Annotated in this window: 20 protein-coding genes; 14 read left to right on the top strand and 6 right to left on the bottom strand. The window is 50.2% G+C overall.

What is annotated here, in order from left to right:
- Positions 1–193 precede the first annotated feature (193 nt).
- The 4 genes from B160_RS0112555 to B160_RS0112570 are packed head-to-tail and all read right to left on the bottom strand — an operon-like array spanning position 194 to position 3,911.
- Complete coding sequence (locus B160_RS0112555) at positions 194–1,171, bottom strand: YihY/virulence factor BrkB family protein (protein ID WP_018628270.1); 978 nt, start codon at positions 1,169–1,171, stop codon at positions 194–196.
- Positions 1,168–2,208 carry an endolytic transglycosylase MltG gene (mltG, locus tag B160_RS0112560; RefSeq protein ID WP_018628271.1) on the bottom strand — a complete coding sequence of 347 codons (1,041 nt, stop codon included), beginning with the start codon at positions 2,206–2,208 and terminating at the stop codon, positions 1,168–1,170. The genes B160_RS0112555 and mltG overlap by 4 nt, the downstream gene beginning before the upstream one ends.
- Before the next feature lie 56 nt (positions 2,209–2,264).
- On the bottom strand, positions 2,265–3,590 hold the full coding sequence (gene tilS, locus B160_RS0112565; protein WP_018628272.1) for a tRNA lysidine(34) synthetase TilS: 1,326 nt from the start codon (positions 3,588–3,590) through the stop codon (positions 2,265–2,267).
- Positions 3,591–3,599: 9 nt separating this feature from the next.
- Positions 3,600–3,911, bottom strand: a complete 312-nt coding sequence (locus B160_RS0112570; RefSeq protein WP_018628273.1) for a tetratricopeptide repeat protein — start codon at positions 3,909–3,911, stop codon at positions 3,600–3,602.
- A 102-nt stretch (positions 3,912–4,013) separates the two neighbouring features.
- Here B160_RS0112570 and B160_RS0112575 point away from each other — a divergent pair, with 102 nt between their 5' ends.
- The 8 genes from B160_RS0112575 to B160_RS0112625 all read left to right on the top strand — a co-directional run bounded on the left by B160_RS0112575 (position 4,014) and on the right by B160_RS0112625 (position 12,482).
- Entirely contained in the window at positions 4,014–4,757 is a 744-nt protein-coding gene (locus B160_RS0112575; RefSeq protein WP_018628274.1) for an electron transfer flavoprotein subunit beta/FixA family protein, read from the top strand.
- A 163-nt stretch (positions 4,758–4,920) separates the two neighbouring features.
- Positions 4,921–5,883 carry an electron transfer flavoprotein subunit alpha/FixB family protein gene (locus tag B160_RS0112580; protein ID WP_018628275.1) on the top strand — a complete coding sequence of 321 codons (963 nt, stop codon included), beginning with the start codon at positions 4,921–4,923 and terminating at the stop codon, positions 5,881–5,883.
- Positions 5,884–6,445: 562 nt separating this feature from the next.
- Positions 6,446–6,688, top strand: coding sequence for a metalloregulator ArsR/SmtB family transcription factor (locus B160_RS31125; protein WP_018628277.1), 243 nt, complete (start codon positions 6,446–6,448; stop codon positions 6,686–6,688).
- Between the two features lie 56 nt (positions 6,689–6,744).
- Positions 6,745–7,245, top strand: a complete 501-nt coding sequence (locus tag B160_RS0112595; protein WP_018628278.1) for an SRPBCC family protein — start codon at positions 6,745–6,747, stop codon at positions 7,243–7,245.
- A 3-nt stretch (positions 7,246–7,248) separates the two neighbouring features.
- A complete protein-coding gene (locus B160_RS0112600; protein WP_018628279.1) occupies positions 7,249–7,644 on the top strand; it encodes a DoxX family protein in 396 nt (131 codons plus the stop codon).
- Between the two features lie 865 nt (positions 7,645–8,509).
- The gene (locus B160_RS0112615; RefSeq protein WP_018628282.1) at positions 8,510–8,905 is read left to right on the top strand and encodes a hypothetical protein; all 396 of its coding nucleotides are present in this window, start codon (positions 8,510–8,512) and stop codon (positions 8,903–8,905) included.
- 129 nt (positions 8,906–9,034) lie between these two features.
- Positions 9,035–10,714, top strand: a complete 1,680-nt coding sequence (locus B160_RS0112620; protein WP_018628283.1) for a metallopeptidase TldD-related protein — start codon at positions 9,035–9,037, stop codon at positions 10,712–10,714.
- 34 nt (positions 10,715–10,748) lie between these two features.
- Positions 10,749–12,482, top strand: coding sequence for a metallopeptidase TldD-related protein (locus B160_RS0112625; protein WP_018628284.1), 1,734 nt, complete (start codon positions 10,749–10,751; stop codon positions 12,480–12,482).
- Between the two features lie 298 nt (positions 12,483–12,780).
- On the opposite strand, the gene B160_RS0112630 is transcribed toward B160_RS0112625, so the two are convergent.
- Together B160_RS0112630 and B160_RS0112635 are read right to left on the bottom strand one after the other, a co-directional pair.
- Positions 12,781–13,284 carry a DUF3276 family protein gene (locus B160_RS0112630; RefSeq protein ID WP_018628285.1) on the bottom strand — a complete coding sequence of 168 codons (504 nt, stop codon included), beginning with the start codon at positions 13,282–13,284 and terminating at the stop codon, positions 12,781–12,783.
- A 149-nt stretch (positions 13,285–13,433) separates the two neighbouring features.
- Positions 13,434–15,278: an ABC transporter ATP-binding protein gene (locus B160_RS0112635; protein ID WP_026309730.1), complete on the bottom strand. Its 1,845-nt coding sequence runs from the start codon at positions 15,276–15,278 to the stop codon at positions 13,434–13,436.
- A 78-nt stretch (positions 15,279–15,356) separates the two neighbouring features.
- On the opposite strand from B160_RS0112635, the gene B160_RS0112640 reads away from it, so the two are divergent.
- The 6 genes from B160_RS0112640 to B160_RS0112665 all read left to right on the top strand — a co-directional run bounded on the left by B160_RS0112640 (position 15,357) and on the right by B160_RS0112665 (position 23,741).
- Positions 15,357–16,595 carry a hypothetical protein gene (locus B160_RS0112640; protein ID WP_245562199.1) on the top strand — a complete coding sequence of 413 codons (1,239 nt, stop codon included), beginning with the start codon at positions 15,357–15,359 and terminating at the stop codon, positions 16,593–16,595.
- 184 nt (positions 16,596–16,779) lie between these two features.
- Positions 16,780–17,580 (top strand): patatin-like phospholipase family protein, encoded by an 801-nt coding sequence (locus B160_RS0112650; protein WP_018628289.1) that lies wholly within the window; start codon positions 16,780–16,782, stop codon positions 17,578–17,580.
- Between the two features lie 141 nt (positions 17,581–17,721).
- A complete protein-coding gene (locus B160_RS31655; protein WP_157558038.1) occupies positions 17,722–18,069 on the top strand; it encodes a DUF6660 family protein in 348 nt (115 codons plus the stop codon).
- 121 nt (positions 18,070–18,190) lie between these two features.
- The gene (locus B160_RS0112655; RefSeq protein WP_018628290.1) at positions 18,191–21,352 is read left to right on the top strand and encodes an efflux RND transporter permease subunit; all 3,162 of its coding nucleotides are present in this window, start codon (positions 18,191–18,193) and stop codon (positions 21,350–21,352) included.
- A gap of 4 nt (positions 21,353–21,356) precedes the next feature.
- Positions 21,357–22,559, top strand: coding sequence for a TolC family protein (locus B160_RS31130; RefSeq protein WP_018628291.1), 1,203 nt, complete (start codon positions 21,357–21,359; stop codon positions 22,557–22,559).
- Positions 22,560–22,568: 9 nt separating this feature from the next.
- Positions 22,569–23,741: an efflux RND transporter periplasmic adaptor subunit gene (locus tag B160_RS0112665; RefSeq protein WP_026309731.1), complete on the top strand. Its 1,173-nt coding sequence runs from the start codon at positions 22,569–22,571 to the stop codon at positions 23,739–23,741.
- The last annotated feature ends 92 nt before the right edge of the window (positions 23,742–23,833 follow it).

A 23,833-nucleotide genomic window follows, 5' to 3' on the forward strand; every position in this document is an offset into this window, starting at 1 on the left:
CGGGGTTGCAGATAAACGCGAACGAATCTGTACGGATCTGCGTTGCATTTTAATTTGCAGATCTGCGGGAGATGAAACTACCATCGGCTATCAGACAACCTCAAATATCAGGAGACTCGAGTTCCAAATCTTGGGAAGCGGCTAACATCGGGTAACAAACAGAGCTCGGCCTTAAACATTTACCTTGAACTTCTTAAATCAGCACATCTTCTGCAAATGGCTCCTCTTTGTACGCCTCCCGTTTGAGGGCATGAGACCGGATGCTGACATTGATTTCAAAGCCGACCAAAAGGATCAGAGAATTGATGAAGATATACACCAACACCAGCAATACCGTTCCCAGAGATCCGTATAATTTATTAAAGCTGCCAAAACTGCTGACCCACCAGGAAAAACCCAGGGCCAGGATGGTCATCAGCACCGCGGCTAAAATGGAGCCTGGCGTGATCCACGACCATTTTTTATGTACCGAGGGAACGGCCCGGTAGATATAGGAAACAATGATCAGAAATAGCCCAACGATCAGGACCCAGCGCGTGCTGCTGATCAGGTTGATGAGCCATTGCTGCTCAATCCCCAACCACTTGAGCACGCTGCCCTGGGCGGCCAGCAGCGCAATACAGAGAACAAACAAAAAATCCAGCCCCAGGGTTACCCGCAGCGCATTCCCTCTTTTTTGCAATCCTTTGCGTTTGCTGAATCCGGGAAGATTCTTGTCGAAAGAACGCATCAATCCCATAATGGCATTTGAAGAGAAGAAGAGCGACAGCAGGATCCCTACGGAAAGCAGATCCGTACGCTGCCCTTCAAAAATATTGCTCACAAATTCAAGGATCGGCTGATGATACCGGGGATCCGGCACAATTCCTTTAATGATCTCAACGATCTCTTCTTTGAACCGGATCTTTATGGGGAGCTGCTCAAATACGATCGGAAATAACGTAAACAAAAAGATCAGCGTGGGCGGGATGGCCATAAAAAAATTATACGAAATGGCGGATGCCCGTTCGATGATATTATCATCCTTGATCTGTTTCCGGAATCCTTTAAACGTATCCAGCAACGACACCTGCTCAAAGCCGGGGATCTCGGCGGTTTCGCCTTTATGCCGCAACCAGGTTACCCTTCTGGAGCGCTTGATCCGGTTTGCAATATGTTTGATAACGGTCATTGTATCGCTCGAAGGCTGTCGCGTTTTCTGATCTGGATATCCAGGGCCTGCTGATACAGCCTGGCGTATTTTGTATGCTCCTGGTAGTTGCTGGTAAAAATATGCGAGCCATCAAAATTGCTGCTGGCCACAAAATACAAATAATCTGTTTTCGGCGCATGCAACACCGAATCAATGGTTGACTGCTGGGGGGTGCAGATCGGCCCGGGAGGCAGCCCTTTGTTCTTATAGGTATTGTAGGGCGATGCCACGGCAAGATGCCCGAACAGGATGCGTTTGATGCCAAAATCTTTCAGGGCAAACTTAACGGTGGGATCGGCCTGCAGCGGCATTCCTTTTGCAATGCGGTTCATATAGGTACTGGCGATCCTGGGTTTATCTACTGCTTTATTGGTTTCCTCATCAATAATGGAAGCCAGCGTAATGACCTCCAGAGGGGCAAGGCCCTGCGCGGCCGCTTTTTCCTTTCGCCCGTCTGTCCAGAACTTTTTATAGGCGTTATAAAATTTATCAAAAAGCGCCCGGGGCGTGGTATTCCACCGGATCTCGTAGCTCAGCGGCAATACAGCAGCCATTACGGTATTGCTGTCGAGCTCATATTTCCTGAGTGAATCATTGCTGCTCAAAAAACCGATGGTCTGCAGCGAATCGCATTCAAACAGTTTACCGATCTTCCCTGCCAGCGCTTCCTTTGTCCGGATCTTGGTGACCACGAGGTCCACCGGCGTCTGGTTCCCGTTCTTCAGCATCCGTACCAGCGACACGATGCTGGTACCGCTCCCCACCCGGTACTTGCCGGGCTTCACCACTTTATACTTCAGCATTTTTGCAGCCATGTTGAACCAGCTGATACCGGACAGGAATTTTTTTTCAACCAGCTGTTCTTTCAGCTGCTCCATGGTGGTGCCCGTTTTTACATAGAGGAAGCCCTTTTCCGTTTTATGAGTGGCCGGCCCAAAAAAAATAAACGCAACAAAGCCGATCAATACCATTCCTGCCAGCAGGAAATAAGGATATCTTGTTTTCTTTTTCGCCATATGACTATTCCGGTTTTTTGTATGCCCAACCTGCGTTCCCCGACGGGCCTGTATTTTTATTTTTTATAGATGATTTCGAGAACCTCCCCGGTAGTGCCGGTTACCCGGAAACGGTGATCGATACGATAACCTACGATCCAGATGATCTTCTGACCCATTTCCAGCACCCATACTTTTTCTTTTTCTGTAGCGCTCAGTTTATGATCGATCAGGAACCGGGCCACTTTCTTTTTTTTCTCCATGCCCAGCGGGTAAAAATAATCTCCTGTCCTCCATGGGCGAAGCATCAGTGGAAATTGTATGTGACGCGCATCCAGCCAGGCCGTTTCTGCAACTGTGGGGATAGTGCTTTCATTCTCCTTCAACCGGAGCTCCAGCTTTCCTGCATCAAAGAAATAGCTGCCGGGTTCTTCCACAGCAACCCTGGAGCCGGCAGCCGGGGCCAGCGGCGCAATAATGAGATGTTTCCGGTCGCGGATGATCCGGTGCGTAGTAGATGCTATAAAACGGCCGGGATCCGACGTTGTAAGCGCAAAGACCTCCGGCAGCTGCCCGGCACTAAAACCGTAATCTTTGATGATCTCAAATAAGACCGTAAGCGGGGCCACCGTTTTCAGCAGCAGGAGCACCGGAAGATGCAGCTCCGCTCCTTTCCGGGTTACCAGCTTCTTCCGGTATTGGGCTACCGACTGGCGGTACAAGGCATTGGCCTCCCGGAAACGCTGCACATTTCCGATCAGGTTCTGCTCCACCTCCGGATAAACGGATGCCAGCTGGGGAAGCAACCGGTTACGGATAAAATTGCGGGTATAGTCATCTTTCAAATTGGACGCGTCCTGTACAAAGGAAAGCGACTGCTCCTTCAGGAATTGCTCCAGCTCCCCTCTCCGGGCAAATAAAAGGGGCCGCACCAGGGCGCCATTCTTTTCTTTAATGCCGGTAAGCCCATTCATACCCGTACCGCGGAAAAAACTCATCAGAACGGTTTCTACATTGTCATTGGCATGATGGGCCGTCAGCACATAGTCAAAGACCTCCTTTTTCCGGACCTCTTCAAACCATTCATAGCGGAGCTCCCGCGCAGCTTCCTGTATGGATAACCGGTTGGCCTCCGCAAATTCGCTGGTGTTGAAACGGATGCTGAAAATAGGAACGTTCCAGTTTTCCGCCAGTGTTTTTACAAAAAGTTCATCCGCATCACTGGCATCGCCCCGTAGCTGAAAATTGCAGTGGGCCAGTCCAAAATCAAAACCGGCCAGTTTACAAAGCTGCCCCAGCACCACCGAGTCCACACCACCGCTCACAGCCAGCAACAGGCGGTCATTCTTCGTAAAAAGGTGGTGCCGGTGCACATAGTTCACAAAACGGGCTAAAAGATCCATTTTTTATTTTTAAAATTCCAGGTATTCACAAGCAGCTCTCAATTCATTATACGCATGCTGCTCCCCCAGTTTCCGAGCAATTTCCATTCCTTTTTTATAAACAGCGATCGCACCCGGCTCATCCCCCTTGCGTTCCCGCAATTTTCCCAGATGATAATAGCTACCCACATAATCCGGGTTATCTGCCAGGATCGCTTCAAACAGGTCAGCGGCTTTCCCGTCATCGCCTGCTTTTACATATTCGAGGGCCAGCGCATGGGTCAGGAAGGCGTCGCCGCTGTGCTCCTGTAACATTGCTTCTAATTTTTCGATCCGGTTCATGCTGCACATTTTTTTTAGGATATCTTATCCATTATTACCTTACAACTGTTATCTTTGTTTGGTTGCATAAACAACTTTCATACGTAAAAACAGGATACCATAATGAAGATATTAGTTTGTATTAGTAAGACGCCCGATACCACGGCAAAAATAGCCTTCACGGATAATAATACGAAATTTGATGCGGCCGGTGTTCAGTGGATCATTAATCCCAATGACGAATACTATGGCCTGGTACGGGCCGTCGAGTTAAAGGAGGCCGATCCTTCTGCTACCATTCATCTGATCAATGTTGGGGGTGCAGATGCCGATGCCATCATCCGCAAGGCACTGGCCCTGGGGGGCGATGAGGCCATCCGGATAAATACCGAAAGCGCAGACAGTTTTGGCATTGCCACACAGATCGCACAGGTGGCCCGCGAAAACAATTACGACCTCATTTTCCTGGGCAAAGAGACCATCGACTATAACGGAAGCTCCGTTGGCGGCATGGTGGCCGAGCTCCTCGACCTTCCTTATATTTCACTGGCTACAAAATTTGAGCTGGCCGGAACAACCGCAACCGTTACCCGCGAAATTGAAGGCGGCGAAGAAGTATGCACCGTTTCCCTGCCCGTGGTCATCAGTTGCACCAAAGGCATGGCGGAACAGCGGATCCCCAATATGCGCGGCATTATGGCAGCGCGCACCAAACCCCTGAAAGTAGTGGAGCCGGTGGCCGCCGATACGCTTACACAGGTGGCCGCCTTTAGCCTGCCACCTGCAAAAGCCGGTGTAAAGCTGGTAGACGCGGACAATGTACAGGAGCTGGTACGGCTGTTACACGAAGAAGCAAAAGTAATTTGAAGAAGTTTCAGGTTTAACACCCAACCGGCCGGACGGGCAGGCTTAAAGTTCCACGCAGGATCCGGTTTTATGCTTCCTTGTATGGTGTTCATCTCTGGATTCTCTTAGCATTGCGAACACAACCCATTTTCAAATTTCCAAATCACAAATTTTCAAATTAGTTATGTCTGTTTTAATATTCATCGATATCAATGACGAAGGTTCTGTAAAAAAGACCTCCTTTGAAGTTTTGACCTACGGCGCCAAACTGGCCCGTCAGCTTGGGGTACCTGCCGAAGGGGTGGTATTGGCTCCCGTAAAGGAGGACCTTCCTGCTCTTGGAAAATATGGCGTTCAAAAGATCTATCAGGTGCAGCATGAAGCCCTGGCCCATTTTGACGCACAGGTATACACCAGTGCCATTGCACAGGTGGCGGAAAAGACAGGAGCAACAGTGCTGGTCTTTTCCAACAACACCGATGGTAAAGCTCTCGCACCCCGGCTTTCCGCCCGGTTAAAGGCCGGACTGGTATCGGGCGCTGTTGCCCTGCCGGATACCGGCGACGCGTTTACGGTGAAAAAATCTGTTTTTTCTGGTAAAGCATTTGCAGATATAAAGATCACAACCCCCATAAAGATCATTACATTAAACCCCAACTCCTTCAGTATTGAAGTAGGTGAAGGAACAGCAGAGACCGCTTCGGTTGAAGTAACCCTGGACGCTCCAAAGGTAAAGATCCTGAATGTGAACCGCCAGTCTTCAGAAGTGCCGCTGGCCGAAGCCGAGCTTGTAGTAAGCGGCGGCCGCGGAATGAAGGGCCCTGAAAACTGGGGCATACTGGAAGACCTGGCCAAAGCATTGAATGCTGCACTGGCCTGCAGCCGGCCGGTAGCGGATGCGCATTGGCGGCCGCACAATGAGCACGTGGGGCAAACCGGTGGCGCCATCGCTCCAAACCTTTACCTGGCTGTAGGCATCTCCGGCGCCATCCAGCACCTGGCGGGTGTAAACCGCAGTAAAGTGATCGTGGTGGTCAATAAAGATCCCGAAGCGCCTTTCTTTAAAGCAGCCGATTACGGAATTGTGGGTGATCTTTTTGAAGTAGTACCCAAATTAACAGAAGCGGTAAAACAGTTAAAAGGATAATAACCGGTCTCCGGTTTTAATAGCCGGGGATTCACAATTTTATTTCCCGCGATGTCTCCTGAAAGGGACGTTAGCGGCAAACAGTTACCATCATCAGCAAAAGATTTCCGGGCTTTAGCAGAAGCCGGCATTGGCATGCAGTCCCGAAAATCCGGTATTATTTCAGCATCTAAAGCGAAACCCGATTGCCATAAATTCTGAAACAGGTTCAGAACGACAATCCTCTATAATCAGGTTTTTTAATCCCCTCTGACAGGCACATGCCGGTCCGCTAAACTCGATTCTTCCCAAATCAATCAGCGAATCAGCGGCCATAAATTTAGCCCCGCACTCATTTTCCCGTGGTGTCTCCCGGAGGGCGTCGCCGCGGCGGACCGTTGCCACCATCAGCAAAAATGCCTGGGTTGTGGCAAAAGTTTGCATTGAGATGCCGGGCTCCGGACCCTCATGGAAGGGCTTGCAGTAACCGAACGATCCGACGCCTTAAATTAAAAAAATTGCGAAACTAAAAAGTTGCGCATATATTTGCAACCGAACGGTTTCTTAAATAAAGAACGGGATAATGAGAAGAGGTATCTTTCAGGCGATAGCAGATTCTACAAGACGGGCGATCATTGCGCCCATTGCATTGCAGCCCATGACATCAAATGCCATTGCCGAACATTTTGAAACAACCCGGCCGGCAGTATCAAAACACCTGCGCATACTCACAGAGTGCGTCCTGGTACACCAGCAACACCAGGGCTGGGAGATCTATTATGCTCTCGAAATAGACAAGTGGCTCGAACAGTTCTGTAGTATATAGGAACCAAAATTCAATCAATTGGATCATTTATTGGGAATCATCAAAAAACAACAATAATGAACAAATTACAATTCGATTTCCTTGCTGATAAGGAAAACAACACACTTACCATCAGACGTGAATTCGAAGCAGGGCGCCAATTGGTATGGGACTGTTACACGAAACCGGAACTTTTAGACCAGTGGTTTGCGCCGAAGCCATTCACCACTAAAACCAAGTCAATGGATTTTAAAAATGGCGGCCATTGGCATTATGCCATGATCGACGAGGACGGAAATCATTATTGGAACTGGATGGACTACGACTATATTCAACCGATCGACTCTTACGAAGCCCTTGACGCATTCTGTAATGAAGAGGGCGAACTAAATCCTGCATTGCCAAGGGCCAAATGGGAAGTGACCTTTACCGATAAAGGCGAAAATGCCGTTGTTGAAACAGTGGTCCGTTACAATTCGCTCGGCGATCTTGAAACGGTCATCAACATGGGTATGCAGGAAGGCATGATCTCTACGCTCGAAAAACTGGATGAATTATTCATTTCTTTAAAAAAGTAACTCATGAAAAAATATAAGATCATCTTTTGGATCGCTACCATTATCATATTCCTCTGGGAAGGGCTGATGCCATTAAGCACCATTGTATTTGCACCCGAATACGTCAATGCGGGAACAAAGCCATTGGGCTATCCCGATTATTTTGCCTATGCGCTTATCATTTTCAAAGGACTGGGTACAATAGCTTTGATCATTCCCAACCTGCATCCCAAACTCAAAGAATGGGCTTACGCAGGCCTGACATTCAACCTGATATTTGCCGTAATAAGCCATATCGCGGTGGACAAGAACATCGGCTATATTTTAATGCCGGTGGTAGTTGGTATTATCCTGGCGGTATCGTATATCTATAACCAAAAGATCCGAACCCATGGTGAAAACAGATTACAAAACCATTAATAAATATCATAACACGTTCACAGGTGATGTTCGCCAGCTTTTTCAATAGGTCGCCCCGACGGAGTTTAAAACTCCGTATGACTGTTTTGTACGAACAGACGGCCCTGTGACCAGGCCCCTCTAAGAAGCTGTTTAAAAATAATATTTTGGTCCCCCTTATAAGCGCCATCCGGCGCGTCGCTATCGTTAAAGCCGCGCTTTAGCACGGCTTTAACGAAGCTGTAATTTCATAAGTGCCATCGGCACGGATCATTATGCCCCGAGCCTATGGCTCTCTGTTGTTCTTTTGGACTTATAAACGGGTTGAAACCCGTTCTTGCCGGACCTTCCGAGGCCATGCCTCTTTTGCTAACATGATCGTTGAACCCCGCTTTTTACAGATGACGGCTACAGCGAAGCCCCAAGTAGAGACGATAAAAAGCTGGTACCTTTTAATGGTTATACGAATGCTCCCGGATCGTTTTTAAACAGCTTCTAAGGGCTTTATACTGGTAACATGGATCAACGAAGCAGCACCCAATGCCGGAGAAGTCATCAGTTACCAGATCCCCGCATTTAAAATTGGCAAAAAACTCCACTTCATTTACAATTGTGCTTTCCCAAAACATCTGGCGTGATCAGGTTCCCGGGTTGAAGCAATGTCAGGAGAATTGAATGATGCATTACAGGGAATGAACGTTTCTAAAACAGCCATTCATCTTCCACATCACGAACCTTTGCCACTGGATCTGATAAATCGATTATTGATTTTTCGCAAAAAGAATTTGAGACAAAAAACAGAAAAATAAAAAGAAGAGGCAGCTCAAAGATCATCGGTCGTTGTATGTAAAAGAGGGGGGCCTTGCATCATGTACGAAAAGCGTTTATGAAACTACTGATCATCGTCCTGCTGCTCGGCAGCATCCCCGTCCAGGCCCAAAAGGTGCAAAAGTTTAAAAAACCTGTATATCCTGGTCTCTATTTAGTACCTGATGCGAATATTATTGATACAACAAGTGTTACAAAGCTCAACGATAAATTTTATGTAGGCAAGGCCCGCCAGGATCGCATGCCGGTATTGCTTCCCTTTGGAACCGGAAAAAGCATTGCGAACGCCGGAACCGGTCTCGATAAGAAGGGCCGTATGCCCAATTTATGGAACCAGTCTCAGCAAGACAGTATGATCCGCCGCCCGGGGCTGATCTTTTACCCGTCGTCACCGGCCACCGCTTCCCCATCCCGCAGGAAAGAACGTGCAGCCGGCAAGCGTACCCCGCATTAGCTGCAAGAGCGATCCACCCTCATCTGATTTACACTGTTTTTAACGGATCCGTTTACCGTTGAACCATAAAAACCTGTATCTTCCGTGGTGGATCTAATCTTTTACCAAATAATCATTTAAACCCACTATATGATTTTTAATCTGCGATTGAGACTTGCTGCAATCGGGCTAACCTGCATCATACAACCGCTGCCTGCCCAGGACCTGCTGATGACCACGCTGACAAAGGAGCTGAACCGGGAATTTGGCCAGTTGAAAAAAGCAGACGACCGGTTGTACTACATGAGCTACCGGGTAGACGATATCACTACTTACAATATCCGTACATCCTTTGGTGCCGTCAGCGGCATCGACTCATCACGGTACCGCATATTTTCTCCTTCGGTGCGGCTGGGCAGCTATCAGCTGGACAATACGCACAATGCTGGCTTTGGCCAGTTTCCGGGCACCATCCCGGTTGTAAACGATGAAGACATTATAGCGCTCGCCGTCTGGAAAAATACCGACAACGCCTACAAAAATGCGGTACAGGCCTATGAGCAGGTGCTTACCAACAAAAAAGTAAAAGCCGCCGAAGAAGACTCCGCAGCCGACTTCTCTGCGGCAGCAAAAGTGGTCTACCACGACCCGCCCCTGCTTTATGCCGCTCTTCGTCCTGATGTGGATGCCCTGGTCAAAAACCTGGTCGCCTATTCGGCGCTTCTGAAAGCCAATCCTGACCTGCTGGCCGGCGTTGCCAATATTGAGTTCAAAATTATCCGCAAATACTTTACAGATACAGACGGATCATCGATCATTGAAAACAGCACCAGCACCTGGCAATCGGTATATAGCATTACCAAGGCTTCCGACGGTATGGAGCTGCCCCTGTTCCGGATGTACTATGCATATGAACCGCAGGGACTTCCCTCCCGGGACAGCGTGCTGAGGGATATAAAGGAAATGAGCACCACGCTAACCGCACTCCGGACAGCACCGGTGGCCGATCCTTTTGTTGGTCCCGCCATTTTATCCGGCCGTGCGTCCGGTGTATTTTTTCATGAGATCTTCGGGCACCGCCTGGAAGGAAAGCGGATGAAAAGCGATTTTGACGGCCACACTTTCAAAAATAAGATCGGCTCGCCGGTATTGCCCTCCTTCCTGAGCATTACCCTGGACCCAACCCTAAAGAACGTGGGCAATACCGAGGTGAACGGATTTTACCGCTATGATGATGAAGGGGTACCTGCGCAAAAAGTAACTGCGGTAGAAGATGGCATTCTACGCAGCTTTTTGATGACCCGCACCCCCATTAACGGATCCAACGGCTCCAACGGTCATGCCCGTACCGCCCCCGGTGGAATACCGGAAAGCCGGCAAAGCAACCTGATCGTAAAAGCAACCACATCAAAAACGGCCGCCGAATTGAAGGAACTGCTGCGAAAGGAAGCCCGGAAGCAGGGACACGAATATGGTTATTATTTTGAGGATGTACAGGGCGGTTTTACCAGTATCGGGCGTACCATGCCCAATGCATTTAACGTGATGCCCGTTGAGGTGTATAAGGTCTTTGCCGACGGATCACCGGATCAGCTGGTTCGCGGCGTGGACCTGATCGGCACACCGCTTTCGATGTTCCGGAGGATCGTTGCGGCGGATAATACCGTGGAAACCTTCAACGGCATGTGCGGTTCCGGCTCCGGCTGGGTACCCGTATCAGCTTCCTCGCCCGCTATTTTTGTAGACCTCATCGAAACACAGAAAAAAAGCAAATCCAACGAACGACCACCCGTATTGCCAAGACCCGACCTCGATGATGCATCACATTGATTCGCGGATCCGCCACCATTCTTAAAATGACCCAATGCTAAAAAAAATTCTATTATCCGCCTGTTCTTTTGCCCTCGTTCTGGGAGCCGGTGCCCAGGAGCTGCGCGACAACTTTTACGTAAAAGTGCTTTCTGAGGAATTGGACCGGAATATCCGCCGGCTTCGCCTGCCAGACCTGGGAAAGCCATTTTTTATCAGCTATAAATTGAGGAATACGGTTTCGCAATCCCTGCGCGCCGAAAGAGGCCGGATCGTTACGCCGTTCTCCGGACCCTCCGAAACAAAGACGGCTTCGGTCAAGCTGCTGGTTGGCGATTACCACCGCAACTTCGATTATCTTTTTAACGACGGATCCTATATTGTATTGCCGGATGAGAACAATGCAGACGAGTTTCGCCGCGTTCTGTGGCTGGAAACAGACCGCGCTTATAAAAAGACCGCGCAACAATACAACGCAACAATGGCGGCGTTAAAAAGAGTAACCGTTGATCCGAAAGAACTCGAGCTCCATGACCTGTCCCGTATCCGGGCAGAGGTAAAAGATCTCGGAGAGCGCCCGCCCATACCCCGGGCCGGGATCGAACGCTGGAAGCCCTTGCTGGAAAAGCTTTCAGCATTGTTTGTCGCCTATCCGCAAATAACGACTTCATCCTGCCACCTTGCAGTCACCCATGCAGAGGAGTACCTGGTATCCAGTGAGGGAGCGATCATTCGCAGACCTGTTTCTCAGGCACTGCTGACCATTTCAGCAGCAATGCCGGGAGATGACGGAACCAATATCTTTGAAACCTATGACGAATACGTTACCCGGATCGACGACCTGCCGGATGCAACCGCACTGGAAGCGGCGGCTCGGGGCATCATCAAACGGATCCTCGAACGGGATCAGGCATCCAAATTTGAAGGCGCCTACCTGGGGCCGGTTCTGTTTGAAGGCGAATCGCTTTCGAATCTTATTTCCGGCTTTTTTCGTTATAGCCTGGGTGTGAACCGGAAGTCCATCCTGTACCCCGATAACAGCACTACCTTTTATGAGGACAAGTTAGGCCAGAAGCTGGTCGCCGCTGATTTGAGCCTTACAGCCCTGCCCCGCCTGAAGGCATACGGTGGCCGGCATACCACCGGAGCCTTCGACATCGACTATGATGGAGTGGAGCCGCCGGATTCCCTGGTACTGGTACGGAACGGCGTTTTAAAAAGCCTGCTGAACGGCAGAACGCCTACCCGGAAATTTCAGGAGCCGGGAGGGTTTGCATACGGAGAACGTGCCTACAGCGCAGGAGTCTTAAAGCTTACCGCAGACAAAGTGGCTCCGCTAAAAGACATGAAAAAGGAGCTGGTAAAAGCCGCAAAAGAAGAAGGCCTTCCCTATGCCTATATTGTCCGGAATGTAAATGTGAGCTACGGTCAGGCGCCCTATCTTTACCGCATCGACACGGCCACGCTAAAAGAAGAATTGCTGACCGGCTTTAAATTCACTAATTTAAATATGCGCAGCATGCGCCGGTTCGTTATTGCTGCCAACCAGCTGCGTTTATGGAACCAGTCATTTTATTCGGTCATTTGCCCTCAAAGCATGATCATTGGGGAAATAGAGCTGGAAGCGGAGAACAGCGTGGTAAAAGCAAAGCCGATCATAGTTACCAATCCGCTGCTCGACAAAAAAGCGCATTCAGGGCCATCGGGGGTATTTCATCCACGTCCTGCTCATCGCCGGACTTCATTGGAGGCAGCTCCTGTTAAAACACGCCGGACTTCTAAAAAATGAAGCCCGTGATGTCGTAGTTCCGCCGGACACGTCGCTTTTATTGAAGTAAGGGCGGCTTCAGGTGTTTTTTATAACAGACCAGTATCTGTTCTATTAAAATGGCTGTCCTGTTAAATGGTTTGTGGAGACACAAACCTTGGCCCGCACCCTGGGGCAGTGTCCTCATTACCCGGCCAGTAAATTGATAAAAATAATTCTGATGCCGGTTCATTTTGAGCCCCTGTCAGGCAATCGCCATAAATTGACCGCACACAAAAAAGCCATCTTTACAGACGGCTTTTTTTATCATAAAAAAATTCTACCATTTTTCCACTTCCTCATGATTACCGCCCGTTGCGGCCGCATCATTCTCCGGAGCCGGAGGAGGAGTGTCTGCTACCGGCTCTTCATCAATCACCGGATCGGGCGGGGCGCTTTCCGCAGGCTCAGCCGGAGGAACAGGTGTTACCGCCACAGATCCGCCGGAAGCAGGCTGAGGCTGGTACCCGCCGGGACCGCCTTCTTCATCATAATCGTCGTGGTTGAACGCATCGAAATTAAAATCAGGCATCAGATCGGTCTTTACATAATCGATCGCCTCATTCAACGCTTTTAAAAACTTATTGAAATCTTCTTTATAAAGGAACACTTTATGTCGGTCGTACCCATTATCATCAAAGCGCTTACGGCTTTCAGTGATCGTCAGGTAATAGTCATTCCCTTTGGTAGACCTTACATCAAAAAAATAGGTCCTTCTTTTTCCGGCACGGAGTCGCTTGCTGTAGATGCTCTCCAGTTTTCGATCGTTATGCTCGTTCTCCACGTGTTTCTATTTTATTAAGTAGAAAGATTAATATACAAACAAATATATGTATGTTTTCAATAAAAATTAAATTTATTGAAGATTTACCACATTTTTTTGAACAATTTTTAGATGCACAATCACAGGCACTTACACGTGCAGAAAAAGCGTCAGGAGCTCACCTCCTCCGTACCCAGTCCCATTTGCTGCCGTTGGTACAGGCGTGCATAAAAGCCATCCGGGATCTTTATCAGCTCTTCGTGCGATCCCTGCTCTGCAATTTTCCCTTCATCCAGCACGATGATCCGGTCAAATGAAAGCAGCGAAAAAACGCGGTGTGTGATGATGATCGCCGTCTTTTCATCCAGGTAGGCATTCAGCCGGCCCATAATTTCTTTTTCGGTCTTGGCATCTACCGCGCTCAGGGAATCATCAAAAATAATGACCGCCGATTCCTTGATCAGCGCCCGCGCAATGGAGATGCGTTGTTTCTGTCCTCCGCTGAGGGTTACTCCGCGTTCTCCGATCATGGTGTCGTATCCCTGCTCAAATCCGTCAATTTCCCGGGCCACGCCTGCTATTTCTGCCGCGGCAATCACTTCTTCCCTTGTGGCTCCGGATCTTCCAAACCGGATATTGTTCTCCACCGTGTCGCTAAACAGGAATACATCCTGGGGTACATAGCCCACCTGCTCCCTCAGGGCATACAGGTCGACGTCCCGGATATTCCGGTCGCTCATCACCAGGGAGCCGCTATCCACATCATACATGCGCAACAGCAGTTGGGTCACCGTTGTTTTACCGCTGCCGGTCTTCCCGGTGATCGCGATCTTCTCTCCTTTTTTTATATGCAGGTCAAACTGGTGCAGGGCCCTGATCCCCGTGTCGGGATATGTAAAATCAACGTTATTAAAGGAGATGGAACCATCCAGCTGCACCGGTGTGGCGCCTGTTTCATTTTTTATTTCCGGTACAATGTCAAGGAATTCATTCAGGCGCTTTTGCGAAGCAGCCGCCCGCTGGATCATACTGGCTGTTAGTCCGATAGCACTTACCGGGAACGTGAGCATATTTACATAAACTATAAATTCCACGATGGTACCCAGGGTAATATTGTGCTCATGATGGATATAATAAAGTCCGCCGATCATGATCGTAAACAGGGTACTGATTCCGATCAGCAGCTGGATCGAAGGAAAATAGATCGCCTCTACCCTCGCCAGTGCAATGGCATTTTTCCGGTAGTGTTCGCTGTTCGTTGCAAAAAACTGAAACATTGCTTTTTCCTGCACAAAAGACTTGATCACACGGATACCGGAATAGGATTCCTGGGCATTGGTGGTCAGGTCCGATAGTGCCGCCTGGATCTTTTCGCTTTTTTTATGGATATTACTGTTCACAAAATAGATGATCACCGCCAATACCGGCAGGGGGATGAGGACATATATGGTCAGCTCCACGCTGCTCTGCACCATAAAAAAAACACTCAGCACAATAACCGTCAGCAGGTTTACAATATACATGATTGCCGGTCCGGAAAAGATCCGCACCCGGCTTACGTCTTCTGCAATACGGTTCATCAGGTCACCGGTCGTATGTCCCTTAAAAAAACGGCTGTCCAATCGCTGGTACTGGTTGTATACTTCATTTTTTTGATCGTATTCTATATGGCGGCTCATTACAATAATGGTTTGCCGCATCAGGAACATAAAGAAGCCGCGCAGTAAGGCCAGCACCAGGATAACGATACTGGCAATCAATACGACCTGCGCAATGCTGCTATACCGGGTGACCCATTCCACTATTCTCTTAACAAGCACATCATATCCCCTCGTTTCTGTAAGATGGGGGTTCCCGGTCAGGGTGAGGGACTGGTCCACATAATTGACGATAAAACGCATCAACTGGGGCGATAGCACATTGAAGTAGTTTGATAAAGCCACAAATAATATTCCTGCTCCCAACCGTATCCGGTACTTCCAGAAATATTTTCCAAGGGCGCCTAAATGCTTCATGCTGCAAAGTAAACGGGTAATGTTATAAATCTCAAATTCTAAATTACAAATACCAAATTCTAAATTTAAAATGGTACCTTGTTCACACAAATTGATACCATGGTTCCGGAACTCAGACAGGCTTATAATACCGCATTTACCGATGAAAAATTCCAGGCTTTTGTGCAGGCATTGAACAGTTACTCCACCCCCATCCAGTTCCGCATTGCAGAAACCCCGGTCTTTATTCCGCAGGCGTTTTCGCGCCAGATGATCGATGCTTGTGAACAGATCGTGGACGTTATTGTACAACCCGGCTTTAAGGAACAGACCGAACGGGCCATACCGGAAAACTTCCGGGTGCCGAACGAAAACGGCCATCCTCATTTCATTGCTTTTGATTTTGGCGTTTGCCATGGTACCGGCGGAGCGCTGGAGCCACAGCTGATCGAAATGCAGGGCTTCCCGACGCTCTTTGGTTATCAGGTGCTGCTCGACGACGTTTTTAATGCACATTTTGGCCCGGTGGCCGGTTATTCTTCTTACCTGGACGGTCTGAGCCGGGAAACCTACCTCGAACTTTTCAAAAAGATCGTGGTCGGTAAGGAAGACCCCGCGCAGGTGATCCTGCTCGAGATCTTTCCGCAGCAGCAAAAGACCAATGTCGATTTTTATTGCACAGAAGACTACCTGGGTATAAAAATGGTTTGCATAACCGAGCTGATCCGGAAAGGGAAACAGCTGTCTTACCTGAAAGACGGAAAAGAGACGCCTGTTAAACGGATCTATAACCGGGTCATTTTTGATGAGCTGCAACAACAGGAGGCAGCGGTTCAGGAAAAGGCGGCCATCCTGTTTGAGGACCTGGACGTGGAATGGGTCACCCACCCCAACTGGTTCTACCGGATCAGTAAATTCACGCTCCCGTTGATTCATCATCCCAATATACCGGAAACACGCTACCTGAGCGATCTGGAAGCGTTGCCCGAAGACCTGGAGCATTATGTGCTCAAACCGTTGTTCTCCTTTGCAGGCCAGGGCGTGGTCATCGATGTAACACCGGACGATATCCGCGCCATCCGGGATCCGGAGAACTGGATATTGCAAAAAAAGGTGCACTATGCAGCGGTCATTCAAACTCCGGATGAACCGGCAAAAGCAGAGATCCGTATCTTCTATTTCTGGGAGGAAGGCGCGGCACGCCCCCGCCCGGTGAATAACCTGGCCCGTTTGAGCAAAGGAAAAATGATCGGCGTCCGTTTCAATAAAGATAAAACCTGGACAGGCGGAAGCTTTGCTTTGTTTGAACAATATAAAAACGCTCCGGAACCGCTTTAAAACAGATTTTTTGAAAATGCTGCCCGCATGACCGATAAGGCAGGCCTTAAGAAGGACCCGCTTGCTCATGTTCTTAATGCAGCTGCACAGCTCAATGATTTTCCTGCCCGGATGTTTACCTCATTCAACTTCGCCATAGAATCCTTAAATTCCTTATTTTAGATTTTATATTCATTACGCTACAATGGGCATCTTCTCTTTCCGGAAAAAACAAAAGATCATAGGGCTCACACTCTCGGGCGGCGGCATGCGTGGCGTGGCGCATATCGGCACGTTACGCGCCCTGGACGAATTTGGACTGAAACCACAGGTAATGTCCGGCAGCAGCGCCGGCGCGATCATCGGCGCTTTTTATGCAGCAGGTTTTTCGCCCCAAAAGATGCAGGACATCATTATCAAAACCACGTTCTTTTCCCGCTCTTCCTTCCGCCTGGGAACCACGGGCATTTTTAATACCGGTTTTCTGGAGCGGCTGTTCCGGGAATATTTTCCGGAAGACAATTTCAGCGCGCTGAAGATACCGATGTATGTGGCGGCAACAGAGATCACCAATGGAAGAACAGAATACTTTTCCGACGGTAAGCTCTTCCAGGCGCTGCTGGCATCGGCAAGCATCCCCTATATCTTCCCTCCCATCCGCATCGGCGATAAAGTGTATATGGACGGCGGTATTTTAAACAATTTTCCGATCGAGCCGATCTATAATAAATGTGATTTTTTGATCGGCTCCCATGTAAACTCGCTGGTATACGACAGCATGCAAAAGATCAGCGCCCGCAAGGTGTTCGACCGCGTGATCCACCTGGCCATCGGGAACTCCGTCTATTCCAAGGCCCGGGCCTGTGATCTGTTCTTTGATCCGCCCAACATGACCCAATACAGTCTTTTTGACAAAAGAGGTATCCCGCAAATGCTGGATATGGCGTATAAGAACGCCGCAGGCATCCTGGAAAAGAATGGTTATAAACGAAAGGCGCAACAATGACTGGAGGCAACGGGTAAAACGGGATCCCGACACGACTTGATATCAGATTTCTATGTCCCGTTCTGGGATCCCGGGTCCCGGGTATGAGAACCAATTCTGCACTGTGGTTACATTAAAACATCACGGATTATTTGTCCGGCAATGACTGATGGGTTAGTTTTGCCGGGTATGAAGTGGTTCCTGTTCCTTTTTGGATGCTACCTGTTATCGCTTACAGCCATTCCCTGTTCAGACGACAGGGATGCAGTTCGTGAGGATCTTGCGATAGCCACCCTTCAAACGACCGGCGGCCATGATCATAACACGGAGCACTGCACACCGCTTTGCCTTTGCAGCTGCTGCTGCACTGTTGTTGCCGCCGCGCCGGTGCCCGTCCTCACGCAGGGCCGGCCGCTTCTGTGGACCCCCCGCCTCAGTTCATTTCATTCTGACAAGTACCGCATCGGTTTTCATTCCACCATCTGGCAGCCTCCCAAAAAACATTGTTGATTTTTGAAGGATCTTCTCTTTTAAGTGCCCGCTATGTCCTATAGTGGCGCAGGATCTATAGTCTGCCGGCCGCAGACAGAACGGTCCGCCATCATTCTATATCCTAAAAAAAACTACAACAGTGTTAAATAACATCATTCGATTCAGTATAAAAAACAAACGGGTCATTGTCGCGCTGACGCTGGCCCTGATCATCTGGGGCGTATGGAGCGCCGGCAGGCTGCCCATCGATGCGCTGCCGGATATTACCAATAACCAGGTACAGATCATTACCCAATCGCCCACGCTGGCCGCCCAGGAAGTAGAGCAATTCGTAACCAGTCCCATTGAGCGTGTCATGGCCAATCTCCCCGACGTAGTGGAAATGCGTTCGTTTTCCCGCTTCGGATTGAGCGTCATCACCATTGTATTCAAAGACAATGTAGATGTCTATTTCGCAAGGCAGCTCATTGGAGAAAAACTGAAAGATGCCGAGAAGCAGATCCCCGAAGGCATGGGAAACCCGGCTATCGCCCCCGTAACTACCGGCCTGGGCGAGATCTATCAGTATGTCCTCCATCCAAAAAAAGGCAGTGAACATCAATACTCGCCCATGGACCTGCGTACCCTCCAGGACTGGATCGTGGCGCGGCAGCTGGCCGGCATTGAAGGAGTGGCGGAGATCAGCGGTTTTGGAGGCATTACCAAACAATACGAAGTAAGCCTCAATCCGGACCGGCTGCAGGCCATGAATGTGACCATACCGGAGGTGGTCGCAGCACTGGAAAACAACAACCAGAATACCGGTGGGGCATACATCGACAAAAAGCCCAACGCTTATTTCATCAGAGGCATTGGCATGGCCCGGGACTTCAGGGACATCGAGCAGATGGTGGTCAAAACCGCTTCTAACGGCATACCGGTGCTGATCCGGGATGTAGCTACGGTGGGCTTCGGCTCGCCGCCGCGGTACGGAGCGCTTACCTATAACGGTGAAAAAGAAGTAGTGGGCGGCATCGTGCTGATGTTGAAGGGAGCCAACAGCAATGAAGTCGTAAAACGCGTAAAGGAGCGTATGATCTCGATACAGAAATCGCTTCCGGCAGATGTAGTGGTGGAACCATTCCTCGACCGCAGCGCCCTGGTGCAGCGGGCCATCGGCACCGTAGAAAAGAACCTGATCGAAGGTGCATTGATCGTAGTCTTCGTATTACTGCTGTTCCTGGGCAACCTGCGCGCCGGGCTCATTGTGGCTTCCGCCATTCCGCTCTCTCTCCTGTTTGCACTGGGCATGATGAACCTGTTTGGCGTAAGCGCCAACCTTATGAGCCTGGGCGCTATTGATTTCGGGCTGATCGTAGACGGGGCCGTGATCATTGTGGAAGCCACCCTGCATCATCTTTACGGCAAAAAGCGGCTGCAGCAGCTAACCACGCAGCAGATGGACACCGAAGTGTACCAGGCAGCTTCCAAGATCAGAAGCAGCGCTGCTTTTGGCGAGGTCATTATCCTTATTGTGTACCTGCCCATCCTTACCCTGGTAGGCATTGAAGGCAAGATGTTCCGGCCGATGGCGCAAACGGTAAGCTTTGCCATACTGGGCGCGCTGGTGCTTTCGCTCACCTATATTCCCATGATGTGTGCCCTATTCCTGTCAAAAAAACCAACGCATAAAACAACCTTCCCGGACCGCATGATGCGACGGCTGCAGCAGCTCTACCGCCCCATCCTGAACCGGGCGCTCAGGATGAAGAAAAGCATAGTGGCCATTGCGTTGGGGTTGTTTGCCACCGGGGCCTTTTTGTTTACACGCATGGGGGGCGAATTCATTCCCAGCCTGGAAGAAGGCGATTATGCTATTGAGTTCGGGCTGCCGCAGGGCACCTCGCTGGCACAGACCATCGAGACCGCTTTCCAGGCGGAAAAGATCCTGCGCACGATACCCGAAGTAAAAATGGTGGTCGGTAAAACCGGCTCGGCAGATGTAGCCACCGACCCCATGCCCATGAACGCCTCCGACCTGATCGTGGTAATGAAAGACAAGAGTGAATGGAAGACCACAAAGGATCATACAAAAATGGCGGAGCTGATGAAGGAGAAACTGGAAACATTACCCGGGGTGATCGCAGAGCCCAGCCAGCCCATACAGATGCGCTTTAATGAACTGATGACGGGCATCAAGCAGGATGTAGCCGTGAAGATCTTTGGAGAGAACCTGGATACCCTGCTGGAACAGGCGCAAAAAATAGCAGGGGCCATCAGTAAAATAAACGGCGTCTCTTCTCCCCAGATCGAGCGGATCGCCGGGCTGCCGCAGATCACCATCGAATACGACCGCGCCCGCATTGCCAGTTACGGGCTGAATATTGCAGCCATCAACAAAGTGGTGACCACGGCCTTTGCCGGCAGTTCCGCGGGCGTAATCTTTGAGAACGAACGGAAATTTGACCTCGTGGTACGTGTGGACAGTGCTTATCGGAACTCGCTGGAAAGTGTATCCTCCCTGTTCATTCCCGCTGCGTCGGGCCATCAGGTGCCGCTTTCGGAGCTGGCTGCTGTAAACTTCAAAGAAGGCCCGGCGCAGATCACGAGGGAAGACGCCAGGCGCCGGATCGTGATCGGGTTCAATGTGCGCAACCGCGATGTGGAAACCGTGGTCGAAGAGATCCAGGAACTGTTACAGCAACCCCGGTTCCGGCTCCCGGCCGGGTATTACACCACGTTTGGAGGTACGTTCCAGAACCTGAAAGAAGCATCCGCCCGTTTGCAGATAGCAGTTCCCGCAGCGCTGCTGCTCATATTTGCGCTGCTGTATTTTACATTCCATTCCGTAAAACAGGCCCTGCTCATCTTTACGGCCATCCCTTTGAGTGCCATCGGCGGCATCTGCGCCCTGCTGCTACGCGGCATGCCCTTCAGCATCTCCGCCGGCGTGGGTTTTATTGCATTGTTTGGCGTAGCGGTCCTGAACGGGATCGTACTGGTAGGCACATTTAACCAGCTCAAAACGGATGGTGAGCAAAATATTTACCGCCGGGTGCTAAAGGGCGCCCTCACCCGGCTCCGACCGGTGTTGATGACCGCAGCCGTAGCCTCACTGGGTTTTCTGCCCATGGCATTGAGCCAGGGTGCCGGAGCAGAAGTGCAGCGCCCGCTGGCCACTGTTGTGATCGGGGGACTGATCTCAGCCACGCTGCTCACATTGATCGTGCTTCCCTGCCTGTATCTGTTGTTCAACGGAAAAGAAACAAGGAACAGCGGAGCACCTGGTGATCATCTTCTTTCTGTTAACCCTGAAAATTAAGACAATGAATTGGATCCAATATCCCTGCTTTTTTTGTTTTGGCCTCTTCTGCCTGGGTGCAGTTCCCGTTGCAGCCCAGCGCATCACTATTGACGAAGCGCTCAGCGCCGCCGGGGCCAATCTTGAGTATGCCGTAAATAAAGCTACGCTGAAAAAAGCCAATGCCCTTACAAAAACAGCAACGGCACTGGCCAATACCGGCATCTTCGCAGAAAATGAAGATCTGAAACCCGGTAATCGCACCGGTGTTTTAAAGATCGGCGTAAGCCAAGACGTAGAATGGCCCGGTATATATAAAGCGAGGCAGCAGTACTTTAAAGAACAGGCCCGGTATTATGAAGTGAATGCCAAGGCCATTGAAGCACAATTAAAAAAAGATGTAAGAAAGGCCTATTACCAGCTCTGGTATCTTCAGGACCGGCATAAACAATACCGGCAGTTAGACAGCAGCTACCGGTCATTGTTGCAAACCGCTACCCTGCGGTACCAGAAAGGTGAAGCCGCCGGCATTGAAAAGATCGCAGCAGACCTGCGGTTTAAAGAGTTGCAGGCACAGACCCGGGAAGTGCAGCAGGAAATGCGCCTGCAGCAGCAACAACTGATGCTGCTGCTGAATACAGAACGGTTGCTCCTGCCCGTAGACGGGCGCTTGCAAAAACTGGTGCTTCCTGCCGTTGAAAACCCGGAGGCCCATCCCCTGCTGGCCCTTCAGCAACAGAATGTCAACATTGCTGCCTCAGATATCCGCGTTCAGAAGAATGCCGTAAAACCCGAATTGTCCGGGCGCTTTTTTTCGCAGGCCCTGTACGGGATCAGGAACCCCTACTCAGGCTTTTCCGTTTCAGTAGGCATCCCCCTGTTTAATGCCGGCGCCAACAAAAACAAGGTCCGGGCCGCGCAGGCCGAAATGGAAGTGCAGCAAAAAAACCTGAAATGGCAGGCTCAAAAGCTGGAGGCACAAAAACAGCAGGCGCTTACAGAAACCATACAATCGGATGCGCTGCTGCGGTACTATGAAGAAAATGGCCTGAACAGTTCGGACCAGATCATAAGCGCCGCAGTCACCGGTTATAAGGGCGGCGAGATCAGCTTTACAGAACTGACCCAATACCTGAACCAGGCAACCGACCTGAAAAAAAACTACCTGGATGCATTGAACCGGTACAACCAGGCCCTTATCCAATATTTATATTTTATCAATCTATAATTCCAAGCAATGTTTAAATCAATGAATATCCTGCCGGCCCTGTTTATCTTATGCATGCTCTATTCCTGCACCGGTGATCAACAATCAGCGTCCGCCGGAGAAGAGGAAACTGCTGAGGCCCATGCCCCAGAGGATGTTTCCATGACGGCCGAACAGATGCGATCCATCGGCATGCAGCTGGGGCCTATAGAAAACAAGGAACTGTCCAGCACGGTAAAAGCCATGGGCATGCTTACGGTACCCAACGAAAACAAGGCATTTGTTACGCCTTTGTCCGGCGGCATCATCCGTACGCTCCATGTGCGGCCGGGAGCTCCTGTAAAACGGGGCCAGGTACTGGCTACGATCGTCAACACCGAGCTGATCCCGCTGCAGCAGCAATTGCAGCAGCTCCATGCACAGATCCGGCTTGCAGAACTGGAAGTAACGCGTCAGCAGGAGCTCTATAAAGGCAATGCCGCTCCCTTGAAAAACTATCAGCGCGCTACAACCGAGCTGCAAACCCTGCGTAGCCAGCGCACCGGCATCGAACAGCAGCTCAGCGCCCTGGGCGGCAGCCGCTCTTTCTCCGCTTCGCTGCCTGTACGGTCACCCATCAATGGTACGGTAAGTAAGGTAATGCTACAGATCGGGAGCAATACAACGGCAGGCGCACCTATTGCCGAGGTGGTGAATAATTCCCGCATACACCTCGACCTCAATATCTACGAAAAAGACCTGCCCCTGATCAGCGTGGGACAGGTCATCCATTTTACGCTGACCAACAACCCCGGGAAGGAATACGACGCTTCGGTATTTTCCATTGGCACCGCGTTTGAAGGCGATACCAAGTCCGTACCCGTACACGCTTCGGTTACCGGCGATAAAACAGGCCTGATCGATGGTATGGGGGTTACCGCCAATATCAGCCTCAACACCCGGACGGCACCGGCCGTTCCTGATGCTGCTATTGTGAACTACCAGGGAAAGGACTATATCTTCATTGTGGCAGCCGACGGAGCACAGCTGGAGCCACCGGGAACCACCCATTTTACCCTGATCCCCATAGCGCGGGGTGTTTCGGACGTTGGATATACGCAGATCACCCTGCTGGCAACCGTGCCCGGTGATGCTAAAGTAGTCACCAAGGGCGCCTTCTTCATACTGGCAAAAATGACCAATACGGAAGGGCATGCACACTGATCTGAATGTCGCAAAATCCCCCTTAGATTGTCTGATCCATCAGGCCTGCAGCAATACCGGCTCATTTAAATTTGTACTTCATCATTCAAATA

The organism is Niabella aurantiaca DSM 17617 (assembly GCF_000374125.1).
Taxonomy (GTDB): Bacteria; Bacteroidota; Bacteroidia; order Chitinophagales; family Chitinophagaceae; genus Niabella; species Niabella aurantiaca.